18 protein-coding genes are annotated in these 19,941 nt (G+C 65.7%); 10 read left to right on the forward strand and 8 right to left on the reverse strand.

The features are described from left to right. Positions 1-269: 269 nt before the first annotated feature. Positions 270-992, reverse strand: coding sequence for a hypothetical protein (locus tag CG471_RS06810; RefSeq protein WP_099231335.1), 723 nt, complete (start codon positions 990-992; stop codon positions 270-272). Positions 993-1,140: 148 nt separating this feature from the next. Here CG471_RS06810 and CG471_RS06815 point away from each other — a divergent pair, with 148 nt between their 5' ends. Further along, positions 1,141-2,538, forward strand: a complete 1,398-nt coding sequence (locus tag CG471_RS06815) for an amino acid permease (protein WP_099231336.1) — start codon at positions 1,141-1,143, stop codon at positions 2,536-2,538. An 80-nt stretch (positions 2,539-2,618) separates the two neighbouring features. Here the strand turns inward: CG471_RS06815 and CG471_RS06820 are convergent, their stop codons facing one another. The 3 genes from CG471_RS06820 to CG471_RS06830 are packed head-to-tail and all read right to left on the reverse strand — an operon-like array spanning position 2,619 to position 6,801. Next, the gene (locus CG471_RS06820) at positions 2,619-4,145 is read right to left on the reverse strand and encodes a DHA2 family efflux MFS transporter permease subunit (protein ID WP_004208105.1); all 1,527 of its coding nucleotides are present in this window, start codon (positions 4,143-4,145) and stop codon (positions 2,619-2,621) included. A 12-nt stretch (positions 4,146-4,157) separates the two neighbouring features. Then, entirely contained in the window at positions 4,158-5,294 is a 1,137-nt protein-coding gene (locus CG471_RS06825; protein WP_099231337.1) for an EmrA/EmrK family multidrug efflux transporter periplasmic adaptor subunit, read from the reverse strand. Further along, on the reverse strand, positions 5,287-6,801 hold the full coding sequence (locus CG471_RS06830; protein ID WP_099231338.1) for an efflux transporter outer membrane subunit: 1,515 nt from the start codon (positions 6,799-6,801) through the stop codon (positions 5,287-5,289). The genes CG471_RS06825 and CG471_RS06830 overlap by 8 nt, the downstream gene beginning before the upstream one ends. A 90-nt stretch (positions 6,802-6,891) precedes the next feature. Between CG471_RS06830 and CG471_RS06835 the strand changes: the two genes are divergently transcribed. Both CG471_RS06835 and CG471_RS06840 read left to right on the forward strand, forming a co-directional pair. Further along, positions 6,892-7,545, forward strand: a complete 654-nt coding sequence (locus tag CG471_RS06835; protein ID WP_026109325.1) for a TetR/AcrR family transcriptional regulator — start codon at positions 6,892-6,894, stop codon at positions 7,543-7,545. A 52-nt stretch (positions 7,546-7,597) separates the two neighbouring features. Then, positions 7,598-8,221: a response regulator transcription factor gene (locus CG471_RS06840; RefSeq protein WP_099231339.1), complete on the forward strand. Its 624-nt coding sequence runs from the start codon at positions 7,598-7,600 to the stop codon at positions 8,219-8,221. Here CG471_RS06840 and CG471_RS06845 read toward each other — a convergent pair. The 4 genes from CG471_RS06845 to argH are packed head-to-tail and all read right to left on the reverse strand — an operon-like array spanning position 8,202 to position 11,890. Next, the gene (locus CG471_RS06845; RefSeq protein WP_099231340.1) at positions 8,202-8,960 is read right to left on the reverse strand and encodes a bifunctional precorrin-2 dehydrogenase/sirohydrochlorin ferrochelatase; all 759 of its coding nucleotides are present in this window, start codon (positions 8,958-8,960) and stop codon (positions 8,202-8,204) included. The genes CG471_RS06840 and CG471_RS06845 overlap by 20 nt on opposite strands. Next, positions 8,960-10,225 (reverse strand): diaminopimelate decarboxylase, encoded by a 1,266-nt coding sequence (lysA, locus tag CG471_RS06850; RefSeq protein WP_099231341.1) that lies wholly within the window; start codon positions 10,223-10,225, stop codon positions 8,960-8,962. The genes CG471_RS06845 and lysA overlap by 1 nt, the downstream gene beginning before the upstream one ends. 25 nt (positions 10,226-10,250) lie before the next feature. Next, complete coding sequence (locus CG471_RS06855; protein ID WP_099231342.1) at positions 10,251-10,517, reverse strand: hypothetical protein; 267 nt, start codon at positions 10,515-10,517, stop codon at positions 10,251-10,253. Between the two features lie 5 nt (positions 10,518-10,522). Next, the gene (gene argH, locus CG471_RS06860) at positions 10,523-11,890 is read right to left on the reverse strand and encodes an argininosuccinate lyase (RefSeq protein WP_099231393.1); all 1,368 of its coding nucleotides are present in this window, start codon (positions 11,888-11,890) and stop codon (positions 10,523-10,525) included. Positions 11,891-11,933: 43 nt separating this feature from the next. Between argH and CG471_RS06865 the strand changes: the two genes are divergently transcribed. The 7 genes from CG471_RS06865 (at position 11,934) to CG471_RS06895 (ending at position 19,870) form a co-directional block, all read left to right on the forward strand. Continuing rightward, complete coding sequence (locus tag CG471_RS06865; protein ID WP_048937730.1) at positions 11,934-12,536, forward strand: TlpA disulfide reductase family protein; 603 nt, start codon at positions 11,934-11,936, stop codon at positions 12,534-12,536. 252 nt (positions 12,537-12,788) lie between these two features. Next, the gene (locus CG471_RS06870; protein ID WP_029547592.1) at positions 12,789-15,356 is read left to right on the forward strand and encodes a TonB-dependent siderophore receptor; all 2,568 of its coding nucleotides are present in this window, start codon (positions 12,789-12,791) and stop codon (positions 15,354-15,356) included. A gap of 157 nt (positions 15,357-15,513) precedes the next feature. After that, positions 15,514-16,650, forward strand: a complete 1,137-nt coding sequence (locus CG471_RS06875; RefSeq protein WP_099231343.1) for an aminotransferase class I/II-fold pyridoxal phosphate-dependent enzyme — start codon at positions 15,514-15,516, stop codon at positions 16,648-16,650. Then, positions 16,647-17,906, forward strand: a complete 1,260-nt coding sequence (locus CG471_RS06880; protein WP_099231344.1) for an aminotransferase class V-fold PLP-dependent enzyme — start codon at positions 16,647-16,649, stop codon at positions 17,904-17,906. The genes CG471_RS06875 and CG471_RS06880 overlap by 4 nt, the downstream gene beginning before the upstream one ends. Before the next feature lie 19 nt (positions 17,907-17,925). Further along, entirely contained in the window at positions 17,926-18,351 is a 426-nt protein-coding gene (locus CG471_RS06885; RefSeq protein WP_099231394.1) for a RidA family protein, read from the forward strand. 84 nt (positions 18,352-18,435) lie between these two features. Then, positions 18,436-18,723, forward strand: coding sequence for a LysR family transcriptional regulator (locus tag CG471_RS06890; RefSeq protein ID WP_099231345.1), 288 nt, complete (start codon positions 18,436-18,438; stop codon positions 18,721-18,723). Between the two features lie 217 nt (positions 18,724-18,940). Continuing rightward, entirely contained in the window at positions 18,941-19,870 is a 930-nt protein-coding gene (locus CG471_RS06895; RefSeq protein ID WP_004208122.1) for an ABC transporter ATP-binding protein, read from the forward strand. Positions 19,871-19,941: the final 71 nt, after the last annotated feature.

Genomic DNA, 19,941 nt, shown 5'->3' on the forward strand with positions numbered 1-19,941 from the left:
CTCCGTAAGCGCACCGCGCCCACGCAGCTTGTCGAATACCCCACCGAGACGATCGCTTAGCGAATCGAACATCATCACCTCAATTCGGGCGCAAGACCCGGAAAATCCATGCACCACCCCAAAACGACAAAATCGCCGGCGGGCGAAAACTCGCCGGCCAGCGTCCATTCGATATCCCTCTTGGATATCCTGGAGTCGTCAGGGTTCCAGGACCAGAGTCCCGGATGCAGGGCGCCCCTTAAGCCAAAGCGGCCGCAAGCGCAAGTCCGCTATCCCGCAGCCAGCGCGGCAGCCGCCCCAGTGACGATCGCCGTGCGCCCCAGCAACTCGACCAGCAGCAATCGCCCGGCGATCACCGCCAGCCCCCAGCGATAGGCCGGATGCACCGCGCCGCGCAGCCCCGCATCGGCGCGCATGGCGATCCCGACATAGAGCAACTGCATCAGTGTCGCGCAGGCGCCGGCCCATGGCCCCAGCAGCGGCATCGGCAATATCCGGCCGAATGCCGGCTCCATCATCGCGATGGTCCCGCACAATATCAGCCGCTTGTGCCAGTCGCTCCGCTGCCGCAGCAGGATCGCCGCCAGCGTCAGCGCACCAAAGGCCAGCATGTCGAGCGGCCCCAGCACCAGGAATATGCCCGGCGGAAAGAAGGGCGGCACCCGCCCCATCTGGACCGCCAGGATCGACGTCGCGATACCCCAGGGGATCAGGAAACAGGCAAGCCCGGCCGCAACCCAGCCCAACTGGCGATGGAGATCGGTCCGCCGCTGCGCCACCAGCAGCGCCTGCGCCAGGAACAGCAATGTCCAGGCCAGCAGCGACAACGCATGGACATGCACCCACCAGGGCACGGTCGCCACGTCGACATAGCCGCGCAGGGCAAAGCTGCCGAAGCCACCAATCACGGTGACGGCGACCAGCGCCGCCATGCCGGTAAAGATGCGCCGTTCCCGCGCCTGTCGCTCCACTGCACCGATTGCCGTCGCCATTGCGTCGACCTCCCGCTCTTTGGCAACAATAGCGCAGCAACCACGCCCAATATTGTAAGAAGTCGCCACGTTCAGGCTCGGCGCTTGCGCCCGCCCGTCGTTTGCGCCAGCAAACCCGCCACAGACCGCATAACAGGGGGAGCTTTCTATGAGTTGGACACGTCGCAAGCCGATGGAGGCGATGACGCCCCAGGGAGGCGGCCACAGCATGGCGCGCACCCTGTCCTGGCCGCATCTGCTGGCGCTGGGCGTCGGCGCGATCGTCGGCACCGGCATCCTCACCCTGATCGGCGTCGGCGCCGATCGCGCCGGCCCGGCCGTGCTCATCTCCTTCGCCATTGCCGGCGCGATCTGCGCCTGCGCCGCGCTCGCCTATGCCGAACTGTCGACGATGATGCCGGCGGCGGGCAGCGCCTACAGCTACTCCTATGTGGTGCTGGGCGAGGGCATTGCCTGGATCGTGGGCTGGAGCCTGATCCTCGAATATTCGCTGGTCGTCTCGACCGTGGCGGTGGGCTGGTCGGGCTATGCCGCCCCGCTCCTCACCCCGCTCGGCTTTCCCGAGGCACTGACCAAGGGACCGGAGCTTGGCGGCTTCATCAACATCCCCGCCATCTTCATCATCGGCGTCGTCGCCGCCCTGCTGATGTTCGGCACGCGCGAAAGCGCCCGGCTCAACACCCTGCTGGTGCTGATCAAGATCGCGACCCTGAGCCTGTTCGTCTGGGTCGCCCTGCCCGCCTTCGACGCCCAGCATCTCGAACCGTTCATGCCCTTCGGCTTTGCCAAGCATATGGGGCCTGACGGCATCGAGCGCGGCGTGATGGCGGCGGCCGCGATCATCTTCTTCGCCTTCTACGGCTTCGACGCGATCTCGACCGCGGCGGAGGAAGCCAAGAATCCGGACCGTGACCTCGCCATCGGCATCGTCGGCTCGCTGATCGTCTGCACCCTCATCTATGTGCTGGTCGCCGCCGCCGCCGTGGGCGCCATGCCCTTCACCCGCTTTGCCGACAGCCCGGAGCCGCTCGCGCTCATCCTGCGCGAAATGGGCCAGGGATCGATCGCCCGGATCGTCGCGATCGCCGCCGTCATTGCGCTCCCCACCGTGCTGCTGGGCTTCCTCTACGGCCAGAGCCGCATCTTCCTGGTGATGGCGCGCGACGGCTTCCTGCCGCAATCGCTCGCCCGCATCTCGAAGCGCGGCACGCCTGCCCGTATCACCGCCGTCACCGCCGTGCTGGTCGCGATCATCGCCGGCGTGCTGCCGATCGACCAGATCGCCGCACTCGCCAATGCCGGCACGCTGATCGCCTTCACTGCAGTGGGCGCCTGCCTGCTGATCCTGCGCCGCCGCGCGCCGGACCTCAAGCGCCCCTTCCGCACGCCGGCAGCGACGCTGGTGGGCCTGGGCGCCGTGCTCGGCTGCGCCTATCTGTTCCTCAGCCTGCCGATGAAGACCATCTATGCCTGCCTGATCTGGAACGCGATCGGCCTCGTCGTCTATTTCCTCTACGGCCAGAAGCGCGCCTCGGCCGCCCGCTAGGGCCAAGGTCCGCACAAAGAAAAAGCCTCCCGTCGCGACAGCAACGGGAGGCTTTTTCTTTGCCTCGAACAGGGCAGCGCTCAGTGCGCCGCCGACGTGTCCACCGGCCCGCTCGGCTTGGGCGCCAGCCAGACGATCACCGCCGCCGCAAACAGCACCAACGCGGAGATGAAGAAGACATAGTCGACCGAAATGGCGATCGCCTCCTGCTCCACCAGATTGGATATGGTCTGGCGGATCTGCTCGGTCGTCATCCCCATGCCCGACAGCGCGCGCTGCGCATCGTCGGGCTGCAAGGCGCCGGCCAGTTCGTTGCGCGACACGCGCTGGCTGTCGCTCCACCCGGTCAGCACCAGCGAGGTCGCGATCGCGATCGCCATGGTCCGCAGGAAATTCTGCAGCCCGGCCGCCGACGCCGTCTCGCTCGGCGGCACGGACCCCAGGGTCAGCGTCGTCAGCGGGATCATGAAGAAGGGCATGGCAAAGCCCTGCACGAACTGCGGCAGCGCCAGTCCGAAAAAGTCGATGCCGCTGGTCCAGTGCGCCCGCCACAGGGTCATGCAGCCCAGCCAGAAGACCGCGCCCGAAATCATGATGCGCGGATCGACCTTGCCGGTGAAGCGAGCCGCGAAGGGCGCGCTCATCACCGCCGCCATCGCCGTGAAGGCGGTGACGATGCCCGACCAGGTCGCGGTATAGCCCATCGACATCTGCAGCCATTGCGGGATGACCACGATGCTGGAGAAATAGGCGCCGAAGGCCAAAGCCAGTGTGAAGACGCCCGATGAGAAGCCGATATGCCGGAACACCCGCAGGTCGACGATCGGATGCTCCTCGGTCAGCTCCCAGATGATGAAGACGATGAAGCCGATGCCGGCCAGGATGGCGAGCGTCAGGATCAGCGGGTCGGAGAACCAGTCATGGTCGCGACCGATGTCCAGCATCACCTGCAGGCAGCCGATCCAGAAGATCAGCAGGCACAGGCCGATCTTGTCGATCGGCTGGTGCGCCGTATCGGTCTCCACCGGCCGCAGCATCGCCATCGCCGCGAACACGCACAGCGCCGCGATCGGCAGGTTGATGAAGAAGATCCAGTGCCAGCTCCAATTGTCACTGATATAGCCGCCGACGATCGGCCCCATGGCCGGCCCCAGCAGCGTCGTCATCGCCCACAGGCCCATGGCGCGCGGCCGCATTTCCGGCGGGAAGATGCGCAGCAACAGGGTCTGCGACATCGGCATGATCGGCCCGCCACAAATGCCCTGACCCAGGCGCGCGGCGACGATCATGCCCAGCGTGGTCGACAGGCCGCACATCATCGAGAAGAAGCCGAAGCCGATCATCGCCCAGATGAAGGTCCGCACCACGCCGAAACGCAGCGCCAGCCAGCCGGTCAGCGGCACGCAGATCGCCTCCGCCACCGCATAGGATGTGATGATCCAGGTGCCCTGGTCGCCGGAGATGCCCAGATTACCGGCGATATGCGGCACCGAGACATTGGCGATGGTCAGGTCGAGCACGACCATGAAGTTGCTCAGCGCCAGCACCAGCCCGGCAAGCGTGCGGGTGCGCGGCGAGAGCAGATTGAAGGTTTCGGGACCGCTCACGCGCTCGCTCCCTTACTTGCCGGCCAGATCGATCTCGACTTCGGTGGACAAGCCCACGCGCAGCGGATGCTCTGCCAGTTCCTTGGGGTCGAGCGCGATGCGCACCGGCAGGCGCTGGACCACCTTGATCCAGTTGCCGGTCGCGTTCTGCGCCGGGATCAGCGACAGCGACGAACCGGTGCCACCGGAGAAGCCCACGACCTTGCCATGATAGACGACATCGCCGCCATAGATGTCGGCCACCACCGTGGCGGGCATGCCCACCTTCACATGGCGCAGCTGGCGCTCCTTGAAATTGGCGTCGACATAGACCTGCGACAGCGGGACGATGTTCATGATCGGGCTGCCCTGCGCCACGCGCTGGCCAATCTGGACCGCACGCTTGGTCACCACGCCGTCGATCGGTGCGCGGATGATCGTGCGTTCCAGGTCCAGCTTGGCATTGTCCAGCTTCGCCTTGGCGATCATCACCGCGGGATCACTTTCCTCGGTCGAACCGCGGATCAGCGCGTCATTGGCGGCCAGCTGGCCGGTGGCGGCATTGCGGGTCGCCTGCGCGGTCTCGACACCGGCACGGGCCAGGTCCAGCGCCGCCTTGGCAGCGGCGTAGGATTTGCGCGCCGCGGTGACTTCGTCACCCGAAACCGCGCCGCCCGCGACCAGCGCCTCGCGACGCTGCAGGTCGATGCGGGCCTTGTCGAAATCGGCCTGCGCGGTCGCCAGCTGGGCACGGGCCTGGACGATGTCGGCGCCACGCGCCTCGACCTGCGCCGACAGCGAACCGCTGGTCGCGCTGGTCTGGCGGAAGCGACGACGGGCATCGGCCAGGTCGGCCTCGGCCTGCTGCAGCGCGATCTGCGCATCGGTCGGGTCCAGCTTCACCAGGATATCACCACGCTTCACCGTCTGGGTGTCGGTGACGTTGACCTCGATCGCCTGCGCCGACAGCAGGGGCGTCACCTGGGCGACCTCCGCATTCACATAGGCATTGTCGGTGCTGACATGGTTGCGGCCGATCAGGACATACCAGGCCGCCCACAGGACACCGACCACCAGCACGGCGATCGCCAGACGGGTCAGCCAGGTCTTGCGGGCATTGCCGCGCTGCTCGGCCAGTTCGGGGGAAGTTTCGGTGGCGGCATCAGCCATTGGGTCGATCCTTGGACTGAGCGTCGCTCGCGGCAAAGCCGCCGCCGAGCGCGCGAATGAGGGCAATATCGAGAGAGAAGGCGCTCGCTTCCAGCTGCGCGACGGACTGACGCGCCGCGAGCAGCTGGTCTTCGACGTTCAGCACGTCGAGATAGGTGGAAAGCCCGCCCTTGTAGCGCTGCTGGGCAACGCCATAGGCATCCTGCGACGCGGTCAGCGCCGCCTTGGCGTCGGTCAGCCGCTGGTCCAGCGTCCGGCGGCTGGTCACGGCGTCGGCGCCGTCCTGATAGGCGCCCAGCCCCGTCTGGTCATAGCTGGCGACCGCCTCGTCATAGGTCGCGCGCGCGCCGCGATACTGGCCGCGCAACTGCCCGCCATGGAAGATCGGCAGGCTGATCGCCGGGCCGGCGCTGCCGAACAGCGAATCCTTCTTGAACAGATTGTCCGCAAAGGACGTCGAACCACCCGAAGCACCGGTGCCGGTGAACAGCGTTTCATACCCCAGCGACTGGACGCCGATCAGGGCGCTCAGGCTCACCGCCGGATAGAAGGATGCCCGCGCCACCTTGATCCGGCTGGCTGCGGCCTGCGTCCGGGCCAGCGCGGCGGCGACGTCGGGGCGACGCGCCACCAGATTGGTGGTGACGTCCGCTGGCAGACCCAGCGGCGCCAACTGGCCGATCTGCGGCCGGGTCATCGCCAGGCCGCGGTCCGGCCCGGCACCGATCAGCGCGGCGATCTGATGCTGGCGCAGCTCGATCGCCACGCGGGCGGCCGCCAGTTGCGCCTTGGCCGAGGACACGGTGGCGTCGGCCTGGCGCACGCTGCCGCGCGTTTCTAGGCCATTCTGCCGCCGGTCGGCGACCAGCTTCTGGCTGGCCGTGCGGATTTCCAGCGTGCGCTCCTGGATTTCCGCCTCGTCATAGAGGCGGGCCAGGTCGGCATAGGCATCGGCGATCGCAGTGGTCAGCGCCAGGCGTGCCTGCTGCGCGTCGATCTCGGCCGCGCGGGCCTCCGACGTGGCGGCCGCCAGCGACGCCCGGTTCTTGCCCCACAGGTCGATGTCCAGACCAAAGTCCAGCCCGACCTTGCCGGTGCCCAGCCAGCCCTGCGGCACGAAATCCTTGGGCATGCCCATATTATAGCTCTGCTTGGTCACGCCGGCATTGGCCGTGGCGTCGACCGTGGGCAGCAGCGCCGCGCCCGATTGCTGGGCCATCGCCGTCGCCTGGCGGAAGCGCGCCAGCGCCACCGCCATGTCGGGCGAATTGCGCAGCCCCTCCTCGATCAGCGATGTCAGCTGCGGATCGCCATAGGCGCTCCACCAATTCTCGCTGGGCCAGGCGACCGTGTCGGCGCTCAGGCTGCGCCCGGCCTCCACGCTCTGCGGTGTGCGAATCTCGGGCTTGTTGCCCAGATCGGGTATTGAAGCACAGCCGGCCAGAAGCAGCGCTGTCACTGCAATACCGCCGGTGCGAATGGAAAAACTGATGCGACTCACGGACATATCCAAACCGTACCATCCAGTATGAAAATCGCCTTTGCCCCGCCGTACCACCCTTGTCAATATAAATAGCGTACTCTATGGTACGCTTATATGACATGCCCGGAAAAAGCTTTAGCCCCCAGTCGTCGGGAGGCCCGCCGCCTCGACCGGCGCCAGACGATATTGGAGGTGGCTGCCCGGCATTTTCTGGAAAATGGCTATGCCGCGACCAGCATGTCGGCCATCGCCGCCATATTGGGCGGGTCGAAGGGCACGTTGTGGAATCATTTCCCTTCCAAGGAGGAATTGTTTCGCGCGGTTCTCGAAAATGCGACCAGCACCTATCGCGCGCGGCTTTCGGAAATATTGGACCCCGGCGGCGACCTCCCCTCGACGCTGCACCGCACCGCGCTCAGCCTGCTCGAAAAGGTGACATCGCCCGAAGCGATCGCCCTGCACCGGCTGATCGCGTCGGAAGGTGGCCGTTTCCCGGAAATGAGCCGCATCTTCTATGAAATGGCGCCCAGCCATACCCGGATGCTGCTCGCCCGTTTCCTCGAAGGGGCGATGGACCGCGGCCAGTTGCGCCGCGACGACCCCGACAAGGCCGCCCGCGTGCTAATGCGCCTGACGACATCGGGCTGCCATGAATTGCTGTTGCTCAGCCAGATCGAACGGGTCACGCCGCAACAGATGGAAAGCGACGCCGCCTTCGCCGTCGACATTTTCCTGCGCGCCTATGGCGCCGAGGGCATGGCGCGTTAACCATTTCTTTGCCGCCAGCTTCTATCCTGCCGATCGCAGGAGTTGCTATCCAATGCCGTTTTTCAAGCGCAAGCCCCTTCATCAGATCATCGCGGAACAGCCGGAAAGCGGGGCCACAGCCTCGCGTCGGCTGCGCGTACTGCTGATCGACGAGAATGCGACCGCCCGCGCCGTCATCGCCCGCCGCCTGTCGCGGCTTAACTATGACGTGGTGCTGGCCGAAAATGGCTTCATCGCCCTCAACCTGCTGGTCACGCATCCGGTCGACCTGGTCCTGATCGACATGGACCTTTTGATGCTGCCCGCCGTGGCGACGATGAAGCGCATCCGCGCCACCGCCCTCGCCCCCCATGCCTGCATCGTCATGCTGACCGGTCGCCTCGACAGCCAGTCCGCCGTCGAAGTGCTGGAGGCCGGCGCCGACGACCATATCGTCAAGCCATTCGATTTCGACCTGCTCGATGCGCGGCTGCGCCATCTGTGCGCCCGCGCCGAACGGCTCGGCATGCTCAGCCGGCACAATGCCGAACTCGACGCCCGCATCGCCCGCCGCGCCGTGGAACTGGGCGAAACCCGCGATGCCCTGCAGGAAATGCAGCTCGACCGCGCCCGCCTCGTCTCCTCGATCCAGGCCTTGCAGGATGAAGTCGCCCGCCTCAGCGCGCGGCAGAACTGACCCACAGACTGAGGCCGGTTTCAAGCCGTTCGGGCGGACCATCCGCCGCGATCCGCTCGGCATCCGCCCGCGCCCGCTCCAATATCGACGGTGCCACCGACCCATCATGATAGACCCGGTCGGCCAGTGCCAGCATCCGCGCATCGCGCATGGTCAGGTCGTCGGGATCGGCCGACGTCAACCGGACAAGATATAGCTCGCTATTGCCCGTCTCCGGACCTTCCGCCAACCAGACGTCGACATCCGGATCAAACCCCATCGGATCGATCGCCCCGCCCGGCGCCAGCGCTTTGCCGATCGCCTGCCGCCGCGCGCCCGCATCGGGCCACAGGTCGCGCAACCGCCCCCGCGCCGCGAACAGCGCCCGCGCCAGATCGCCCAGCCCGCTCGGCAACAAGGCCTCGATCCGCTGCCGCAGCGCCGCCGCCAGTCCCGCCGACGCACCACCCGTGCCGATCGCGATCAGCACCGGGTCGCGATCGACGATCGCCGGCAGGGTGAAATCGCACAGGTCCGGCTTGTCGGTCGCATTGACCAGCACGCCGCGCGCGCGCAGTCGCGCCACCACCGCCGCGTCGCCATCCGACACGATCGCGACCCGCGCGCCCGCATCATCCTCGCCGACGATGCGCGCGCCGGCGCGCTCCAGCAGCCGGCGCTTGGCATCGGCCGCCTCGCCTTCTCCGGTCAGGATGACCGCCCGCCCCTCCAGCCGCAGAAAGACGGGCAGGCTATGCATCAGCCAGCCACCCAGTCGGGGATATGGTCGCCCGCGATCAGCGCCTCGATCGGCGGACGCGCGCGGACCACCGCCCATTTGTCGCCCGACACCAGCACTTCGGGGGTCAGCGATCGGCTGTTATAGGTGCCCGCCATGGTCGCGCCATAGGCGCCGGCGGTCATGAAGGTCAGCAGGTCGCCGGCCGCCACCACGTCCATGTCGCGGCCCATGGCAAAGGTATCGCCGGTTTCGCACACCGGCCCGACCACGTTCGACGCGATCCGGTTGCCGTCCGGCGCCACCGCCCGGATATCGTGCCAGGCGTCATAGAGGCTGGGCCGCATCAGGTCGTTCATCGCCGCATCGACGATCACGAACGGCGCCTGTGCGCCCTGCTTGACGCGGATCACCTTCGACAGCAGCACGCCGGCATTGCCCACGATCACCCGGCCCGGCTCGAACATCAGCCGCGCATCCCAGCCCTGCGTCACCCGTGTCACCATCGCGCCATAGTCGGCCGGGCTCGGCGGCAGCGGCTGCGAGGGGTCGTAGGGCACGCCCAGGCCACCGCCCAGATCGGCGGTGCGGATGTCATGGCCGGCCGCGCGCAACTGCACGATCAGCGCGCCGACCTTGACGAAGGCCGCCTCCAGCGGCGCCAGGTCGGTCAGCTGGCTGCCGATATGCACGGCGACGCCCTGGACATCGAGGCCCGGCAGGTCGCGCGCGGCGGCATAGCTTTCCAGCGCCCGGTCATAGGGGATGCCGAACTTGTTTTCCGACTTGCCGGTCGAAATCTTGGCATGGGTGCCGGCGTCGACATCGGGGTTGATGCGATAGGCGACCGGCGCCTTCTTCCCCATCGACAGCGCGACCTCCGACAGCATTTCCGCTTCCGGTTCGCTTTCCAGGTTGAACTGGAAAATGCCCAGCTCCAGCGCCAGCTTCATTTCCTCGGCGGTCTTGCCGACGCCGGAAAAGACGATGCGATCGGCCGGAATGCCCGCGGCCACGGCGCGCTGCAATTCGCCGCCGGACACCACGTCCGCGCCCAGCCCCAGCTTCGCCAGCGTCGCCAGCACGGCGGCGTTGGGATTGGCCTTCACGGCAAAGGCGATCAGCGGATTGTCGAGCTGGGACAACCCTTCGCGGAACACGCCGACATGGCGTTCCAGCGTCGCGGTCGAATAGACATAGACCGGGGTGCCGACCTGCTGCGCAATTTCCGTCATCGGCACCTGCTCCACATGCATGGTGCCGTCTACATAATCGAAATGGTCCAAGGTCTGATCCTTGCGGGAATAGGGACTATTGTTGCGGCCGGCTTTCCGGCGGCAGGTCGAACTCGTCATTGCCGCGCTGGCGCGACTGGGTCAGCAGTTCGACGTTACGTTCCGGGCGGGCCTGGGTGCCCGGATCCATCATGTCGGCGGCGGTCGGCGCGGTCGCCGCCCCCACCGGCACGGCGGGCAATTTCTGGCCCGCCACGGGTTTGAGCGATTCACGGCCACCACAGGAGGCCAGCGCCAGCGCCATTGCCCCGATCATCAGCCCGCTGCGGACATGCCGTGCCATCTGCCTCACTCCTGTGTCGCGCGCGCCGCGGCGATCCGCGCGCGCACCTGATCGGGCGCCGTGCCGCCATGACTCTTGCGGCTGGCGACCGACGCATCGACCGTCAATACCGCATAGATGCGATCGTCGATACGCGCATCAATGGCCTTGAGCGTTTCGAGCGGCAGGTCGGCGAGCTGCACGCCGGCTTCCTCCGCCGCCGCCACCGCACGACCGGTGATATGATGCGCCTCGCGGAAGGGAATGTCGCCCTCGCGCACCAGCCAGTCGGCCAGGTCCGTCGCGGTGGCAAAGCCGCTTTCGGCCAGTCCGCGCATCCGGTCGGTGCGGAACGTCACCGTCTCGATCATGCCGGTCATCGCCGCGATCGACAGGCCCAGCAGGTCATGCGCCTCGAACACCGGCGGCTTGTCGTCCTGCATGTCCTTGGAATAGGCGAGCGGCAGGCCCTTCATCGTCACGCACAGCGCATTCATGCAGCCCATGATGCGGCCGGCATGGCCGCGCACCAGTTCGGCCGCGTCCGGATTGCGCTTCTGCGGCATGATCGAGCTGCCGGTCGAATAGGCGTCGGGCAGCTTGACGAAGCCGAAGGGCTGGCTCGCCCAGATGATGAATTCCTCGGCCAGGCGCGACAGATGCAGCGACGCCTGCGTCGCGGCCATCAGATAGTCGAGCGCGAAGTCGCGGTCCGACACGCTGTCCAGGCTGTTGTCGGTCGGCTTGGCAAAGCCCAGCGCCGCCGCCGTGGCATGGCGATCGATCGGGAAGCCGGTGCCGGCCAGCGCGGCGGCGCCCAGCGGACATTCGTCCAGCCGCACGCGCGCATCGGCAAAGCGGCTGCGGTCGCGGCGCACCATTTCATAATAGGCCATCAGATGATGGCCCAGCGTCACCGGCTGCGCCGACTGGAGATGGGTGAAGCCCGGCATCACCGCATCGACATGTTCCTCGGCGCGGGCGAGCAGCGCCTGCTGCAACCCGGCCAGGCCGGCCATCACCTCATCCATGGCGTCGCGGACCCACAGGCGGAAATCGGTCGCCACCTGATCGTTGCGGCTGCGCGCGGTGTGCAGGCGTCCGGCGGCCGGGCCGATCAGTTCGGCCAGCCGCGACTCCGTGACCATGTGGATATCTTCCAGGTCCAGATTGACCGGAACGCCATTGGCTTCATATTCCGCCGCGATCCGGTTCAGCCCCTCGGTGATCGCCTGCGCATCCTCGCCATCGACGATGCCCTGCTTGGCCAGCATCGCGACATGCGCCTTGGACCCGGCGATATCCTGTTTCCACAAGCGCTTGTCGAAGGGGATGGAGGCATTTATCTCACGCATGATCGATGCCGGGCCGGCCGCGAACCGGCCACCCCACATGCTGTTGGAGCCTGCTTCCATGATATCGTCCTTGCGCTCGGTAATGACACTGCTCCTGCTGGCTGGGCTGGCGGCATGCGATAGGCAATCCCCGCCCGCGGGGCAAGCCAATGCGAGCGCCAGCGGCAAGGTGACGGGCGACGAAGTGCAACCCGCTGCCGGCGACAGTGCGAAGGGCGAATTCAACTACACGATCGACCGCAGCAAGGCGGGTACACCTGCGCCGACCTTCGCGTTCGAAAATCCGCAGGGTGGCACGGCGACCCTACAGGACTTTGCCGGTCGCCCGCTGCTGGTCAATCTCTGGGCGACATGGTGCGCGCCCTGCGTCGCGGAAATGCCGACGCTCGACGCCCTCGCCGCGCAAAGTGACAGCGAAGGTGACAGGAGTCTGGCGGTATTGACGATCTCGCAGGACGTGCAGGGCCAGGCCGCGATCAAGCCCTTCTTCGCCAAGCACAAGCTGCCCCACCTCAAGGGCTGGACCGATCCGGAGAACAAGCTCGGCCTGGGCTATGCCACCGGCGTCCTGCCGACCACCGTCCTTTATGATGCCAAGGGCAAGGAGGTTGCGCGCGTGGTCGGAGCCATGGACTGGACCGGCGCAGAGGCCCGCAAGCTCATCGCCATGGCCAAGGGCGAATGAGGCACAAGTAAATCAACAACGAACCAGGATCAAAAATCCTCCATTCCAGTTGATTGCAAAACGCATCAATGTCGATGCATTACATATAATTGCACAGTCCGACAGCACCGCAATAAGCTAATGAATCCTGACACGGAAAAATTGCAGAAACATTTCATTTTTACTTAAATTTTGTGCGGCGCAATAGAGGATAGTCCGCAGATCATTCGTCACCCCCTATGTCGATATAATGACAAAATCAGGGGGCATCGAATGAATAGACTATCTGCTCTAAAAATTTCTCTGATCGCCGCATCATCCTGGTCGGCCTGCGCCATGGCGCAGGAAGCACCGCAGGAACCGCAGGCCGATGAAGGTGCAGCCATCATCGTTACCGGCACCCGCGCAACCGGCATGCAGGCCGCGGAAAGCGCCGCGCCGGTTCAGGTCTTCGGCGAGGAAGCGCTGAGCCATGTCGGCCAGCCGAACCTCAACCAGGCCCTGACCCAGATGGTGCCAAGCTTCACCGCCCAGACCCAGGGCACCGACATGTCGAACTTCTCGCTGTCGGCCCGTCTGCGTGGCCTGAGCCCTAACCACACGCTGGTGATGGTGAACGGCAAGCGTCGCCATGGCTCGGCCATTCTTCAGGTCATCGCCGGTCCGTTCCAGGGTTCGGCCGCACCCAGCATCGACCTCATTCCGCCAGATGCCGTATCCCGCATCGAAGTGCTGCAGGATGGCGCCGCCGCCGTCTACGGCACCGACGCGATCGCCGGCGCCATCAACATGATCCTCAAGGATGACAGCGAAGGCGGCAGCTTCAAGGTCACTGGCGGACAATATTACAACAGCGAGGGCGAACTGTTCTCGGCTTCGGGCAATGTCGGCTTCAAGCTGGGCGAAGACGGCTTCTTCAACCTGACCGGCTTCCATCGTCGCCAGAACTATACCTCGACCGGCACCGGCCAGGTCACCATGTCGGACATCGACGGCAATCCCTATGTGCCGACGGCCGGCACCTATCCGGGCTCGTTCGGATCGACCAACAATTATTACGATCCCGCCTGGGCTGGCCTCGACCTCAACGGCATCAACGGCGGCCAGGCCAAGTCGCAGCTCAACCTGCTCTTCTACAATATGGGCTATGATTTCGGCGGCGTCGAACTCTACAGCTTCGGCGACGTGTCGCGTCGCGTCGGCTATGCCAAGCAGGGCTATCGTCCGCCCAACCGCATCTGCGCCAGCACCACCGACACCAGCACCTGCTTTGGTGACACCGGCACGTTCGGCATGGTCCCCCAGCAGAAGGTGGAGCAGAAGGAATATAGCTTCACGGTTGGCGCCAAGGGCGAATTTGGCGGCGGCTGGAACTATGACGTCAGCACCACCTATGGCTATGACCAGAACAAGATCTGGACGATCGAATCCGCGCATCGCGCCATGTGGATCGAAAGCTACACGGCCGCACAGAATGACTCCAGCATCACGCCCTACACGCCGACCGACGCCTATGACGGCGGCTTCAAGCTTAGCCAGCTGACCAACACCCTCGACATCCGCAAGGAATTCGACGTTGGCATGGCCGAACCGCTGACCCTGGCCTTCGGTGGCGAATATCGTCGCGACACCTATGAAATCGTCGCCGGCGACTTCGCATCGACCTACAAGGAAGGCGTCCAGTCCTTCCCCGGCTACAAGGATGTCGATGCCGGCAAGCACAGCCGCAGTTCGAAGGCTGGTTACATCAACCTGATCGCCAGCCCGGTCGAAGGCTGGACCATCGACCTTGCCGGCCGCTACGAAGATTATAGCGACTTCGGCGACACCACGATCGGCAAGATCACCACCCGCTACGACTTCTCGGATGCCTTCGCGATCCGTGGCACGGCCAGCACCGGCTTCCGTGCGCCCACGCTTGCGGAATCCTTCTACTCGACCGTCAATGTCGGCCCGACCAGCGCGGTGCTCCAGTTGCCGGCCGGTTCGCCAGCCGCCATGCTGCTGGGCTTCAATGCCCTGCGTCCGGAAAAGTCGACCAACTTCTCGGCAGGCATCGTCCTGCGTCCGGCTCCCAAGCTCGCGATCACGATCGATGGCTATTATATCAAGATCAAGGATCGTATCTCGGCAACGGCTTCGCTGCCGGCCATTCAGGGCGGTCTGCCCGTCGCCGGTGCGGAAGACATTCTCGCGGCGATCGCGTCCACCGGCCTGGTGCTCGACACCGGCCTGCAGACGCTGGGCGTGGCGAGCTTCACCAACCTGATCGACACGGAAACCTATGGTGTCGACTTCTCGGCCAACTATGTCGTGCCGCTCGACTTCGGCAAGCTCAACCTGTCGCTGAACGCGAACTACAACAAGACCAAGATCACCGACAACAAGAACACCAGCCTGTTCAGCGCGCAGTCGGAAAGCTACATCGAAGACGCTTCACCCGACTACAAGATTGTCGCCGGCATCAACTTCGCCAGCGGCCCCTTCTCGGCCAACCTGCGCCAGACCTTCTACGGCAAGACCAGCATCCTCGTCCGCTCGGCCCTTTCGGCAGCGGCGATGAACGGCCAGCCGCTTGAACGTGACGGCGTGGTCAAGGCGACCGGCATCACCGATCTGGAGCTGGGCTATGACTTCACCGATTATGTGAAGTTCTCGATCGGCGCGAACAACCTGTTCGACAAGCGCCCCGAAAAGCCCAAGCTGCTCAGCGGCGTGACCGTCCTCCCCGGCCAGTCGCCCTATGAGAACGGCTCCACCAGCTGGAACTCCTATTACGGTCACGGTGCCTATGGTTCGGCCGGTGGCTATTACTACGCCCGCGTAGACTTCAAGTTCTGATAGGCTAGAACACAAGGGCCGGTCTCCCAGGAGACCGGCCCTTTTGCTTTGTTAGCGTTCTGAAGCCGGTCGGCACGACCGGCGGCTCGCAGAACGCGGCAACAATAATTGGGATGTGGATCGATGCCTCGATCCCCATCAGGGGGAAGCGAAAACCATGACCGACCGTCCGGACACTCTCAGCCGCCGCATGCTGATGCGCGGCGCCATGGGCGCGGTGGCAATAGCCGGTGCGGCGCCCGCCCTCGCCCAGCGCGACCGCAAGGTGGCGATGAGCGATGATCCCAAGGCGATGGTCGCCACGCTGACCGACGGCATCTTCATCAACAGCAACGAAAATCCGCTCGGCCCCGCCCCCGCCGCGCTGCAGGCGCTGTCCGGGCTCGATCCGCTCGCCGGCCGCTATGGCATGGCCTTCGCCTCGAAGCTGGAAAGCCTGTTCGCCCGCCAGAACGGCCTGTCGCCCGACCAGGTCCAGGTCCATCCCGGCTCCTTCATGCCGCTGCGCTCGGTCGCGCTGTCCTACTCGTCCAAGTCCCGCCCGATCGCCTATTTCGAGCCGACCTTCGATCAGGGGTTCCTGGGCAAGGGCAACCAGCCGGTCACCCGCGCCGTCGCCCTGCCGCTGGCCGGCGATTTCACCGCCGACCTGCGCAAGTTGCTGGCCGCCGCGCCCGACGCCAGCGTCTATTATCTCTGCAATCCCAACAACCCGACCGGCCTGCCGATCCCGCGCGCCGACATCGAATGGCTGCTCGCCAACAAGCCCGCCGGTTCCGTGCTGCTGGTTGACGAGGCCTATATCCATTATAGCGATGCGCAGAGCTGCCTCGACCTGGTCGCGAAGGGCGCGGACATCCTCGTCACCCGCACCTTCTCGAAAATCTACGGCCTCGCCGGTCTGCGCTGCGGCCTGATCGCCGGGCGCAAGGATCTGCTCGACGGCATGGCCGACTATGGCGTCAACATCACGCCAATGCCCGCCGTGGTCGCGGCCGAAGCCAGCCTGCTCGACCCGGCCCTACTGCCCCAGCGCAAGGCCTATAACAAGGCGATACGCGACGATCTCTTTGCCTGGCTTGACGCGCGCGGTCTCAAATATCTGCCGTCGCAGACCAGCTTCGCGATGATCCATGTCGGTCGCCCCGGCGCCGATGTCACCGCCGCGCTGGCGAAGGAGAAGATCTTCATCGGCGGCCCGCGCAAGCATATGGACGACTGGGTCCGCGTCTCCTTCGGCACGCCGGCGGAGATGCAGGCGTTCAAGACCGCGCTCGCCCGGATCATGGCATGAGCCTCAGCCGGCGCCAGGCGCTCGGTGCAGCGCTTGCCGTGCCGCTGGCGGCACAGGCCGCTCGCGCCGTCGCCGCACCGCCATCGCTCCCCGACAAGGCCAGCTTCGCCGCCACCCCGCTCGCCTATTTCGACAGCGCCTCCACCCATCCGGTGAGCCTGGGCGCCAGGGCCGCCGCCGACGCCTATCTCGCCGGCCGCACGCTCGATCCCGTCGCCGCTGCGCGCAAGCCGGTCGATCGCGCCGCGCTGATCGCCAAATTTGCTGCATTGATGGGCGCCGATGCGGACGAGATCACCTGGGTCCAGTCCACCACCATGGGCGAACAGGCGGTGCTGCGCGCGCTCGGCTTGCCAAAGGAAGGCGGCCGCGTCGTCACCGACACGCTCCATTTCTACGCCGCCTTCCCCATGTATCAGGAAATGGCGAAACAGGGCGTCGATGTCGCCTGGGTGCAGGCGCGCGAGGGCCGCATCGCGCCCGAGGACATGGCCCGCGCCATCACGCCGGGGACGAAGCTGGTCAGCGTCTCGGCCGTCTCCACCTATAATGGCTTCCAGCATGACCTGAAGGCGATCAGCGCGATGGCGCACAAGGTCGGCGCGCTCGTCTATGCCGACATCATCCATGCCGCCGGCGCGGTGCCGATCGACCTGCATGACAGTGGCGTCGATTTCGCCGCATGCGCCACCTATAAATGGCTGATGGGCGATTTCGGCCTGGGCTTCCTCTATGTCCGGCGCGGCGTCGCGGACCGGCTGCCCCGCACCGAATATGGCTATTATGGTTTTGCCGCGCCCGATGCGCCGCCCGGCATCGGGCTTTCGCCGCCGCAGACCCATATCTTCCCGCTTGATCCGCCCGGCGATGCGCCGACCAGCTACAGCGCCCGCCCCGGCGCGCTCGGCCATTTCGGCACCGGCACCTATGCCCAGGCGATCAGCGCCATGCTCGATCATTCGATCAGCTACATCTCGACCCTCACCGTCCCGGCGATCCAGGCCCATGCCCAGACGCTGATCGGCCAGCTGCGCGAGGAATTGCCGCGCAAGGGCTATCGCCTCATCACCCCGCCGGGCACGACCAGCCCGCTGCTGAGCTGCGTCCTGCCCAATGCGAAGGGCCTGCTCAGCGATCCGCTGGCGCGGGCACAGGTCCGCCTGTCCGTCCACGACAATTATTTCCGCATCTCGCCATCGGTCTTCAACGATGACAGGGATGTCGAACGGCTGATCGCCGCCCTGCCCCGCGTCTGATCCTTTTCGGAGCCCTATGATGAAAAAGCTGCTCGCCCCCGCCCTTCTCGCCAGCCTCATGATCGCCGCCCCCGCCGCCGCGCAGAAGCCGCTGCCGGCCAAGCTGCCCTTCTCGCCCGCGATCCGGGTCGGCGACATGCTCTATATGTCGGGCCAGATCGGCCAGGTGCCCGACGGCATGGACCCGCACAAGGAAGGGTTCGACGCAGCGGTGAAGAATGCGATGGATTCGATCGGCAAGATCCTCAAGGACAATGGCCTCGACTTCGGCCATGTCGTCAAATGCACGGTGATGCTGGACGACATGGCCGACTGGCCGCGCTTCAACACCACCTATGTCAGCTATTTCGAGGGCAAGCGCCTGCCCACCCGCAGCGCCTTCGGCGCCGACGGCCTGGCGCTGGGCGCCCCGCTCGAAGTGGAATGCCTGGCCTCGTTCAAATAGGCCAGCCGGGCCTCGCCTGGACCGTCACGGACAGGCGAACCTCCCATCTTTCCTACACGCGCTTTTCCTGATCTACCCTGTCGGATGGACCAGCCCCGCCCCAATCCACCCGTCCCCGCACCCCGGCGCGCGCGCCGCCAATGGACGCCCGATCGCCAGCGCCGCTTTCTCGCCGCGTTGCTCGAAACCGGCAATATCAGCCATGCCGCGCAACGGGTCGGCATGTCCCGCTCCAGCGCGCACCGGCTGCGCGATCGCCTGGCCGGCACCGGCTTCGACCGAAGCTGGGCCAGCGCACTGGCGCTCCATGCCGCCCGCCGGGCCGATCCGCTCGCGCCGATCCGCCCGCATAAAGGCCCGATCGGCCGATAAATGTCGCGTCCCTGTCGCCCGGCTGTCGCGTCGCTGTCGCTTCGGTGTCGCTTCGGCGTGACCTCACTGTCGCTTCCGTGTCGCGTCACCGGCGCGTTACAGGCGCGTTTCCGCCGAAATCGCCCGGAAATCGTGACGCAGAACGGTGTGAACTTTCAACTGTCGCGTCGTTTCGCCCCCTTCCCTTCCCCCGCTTCGATCCCCATAGAGATCAGCCATGACCGACCAGCCTGCGCAAGCCGCCATCGAGATCCGCGACCTGACCAAGGTCTATAAGGGCGGCAAGCGCGCGCTCGACGGGATCAACCTCACCATCCCGCGCGGCCAGATCTATGGCCTGCTCGGCCCCAATGGCGCCGGCAAGTCGACCACGATCAACATCCTCGCCGGCCTCGTCAACAAGACCAGCGGCTCCGCCAGCATCTGGGGCTTCGACATCGACGCCAATCCGCGCAATGCGAAGAACAGCATCGGCATCGTGCCGCAAGAGATCGTCTTCGATCCCTTCTTCACCCCGTTCGAGACGCTGGAGAATCAGGCCGGCTATTATGGCGTGCCCAAGGACAGGCGCCGTTCGATGGAGCTGCTGCGCGCGGTCCATTTGGAGGACAAGGCCAATGCCTATGCCCGCACCCTGTCGGGCGGCATGAAGCGCCGGCTGCTGGTCGCCAAGGCGATGGTCCATTCGCCGCCGATCCTGGTGCTGGACGAACCCACCGCCGGCGTCGACGTGCAGCTGCGCCAACAGCTCTGGGCCTATGTGAAGGAGCTGAACGCCATGGGTGTGACGATCGTCCTCACCACCCATTATCTCGAAGAGGCCGAGGAGCTGTGCGACCGCATCGGCATCATCAACCATGGCCGGGTCATCACCGACAAACCCACCCGCGAGCTGATCGCGATGGCGCAGGAAAAGGTGGTGCAGGTCACCGTCGACCGCGACATCACCGCCCCGCCGAGCGACCCCAGTTTCGAGAAGGTCGAACTGACCGACGAGCGTACCCTCACCATCACCTATATGAAGAACCGCGCCAATGCCGGCCAGGTGCTGAGCGCGGTGCAGGCCGGCGGCCTCGCCATCGTCGACGTGGTAACCCGCGACCCCGACCTGGAGGATGTCTTCCTCAACCTGACGGCGGCTGCCTGAAGAAACCCCGTTCGGTTCGAGCCTGTCGAGAACCGATGCGCAGGGTTCTCGACAAGCTCGAACCGAACGGG

Source organism: Sphingobium sp. IP1 (assembly GCF_002708645.1).
Classification (GTDB): domain Bacteria; phylum Pseudomonadota; class Alphaproteobacteria; order Sphingomonadales; family Sphingomonadaceae; genus Sphingobium; species Sphingobium yanoikuyae.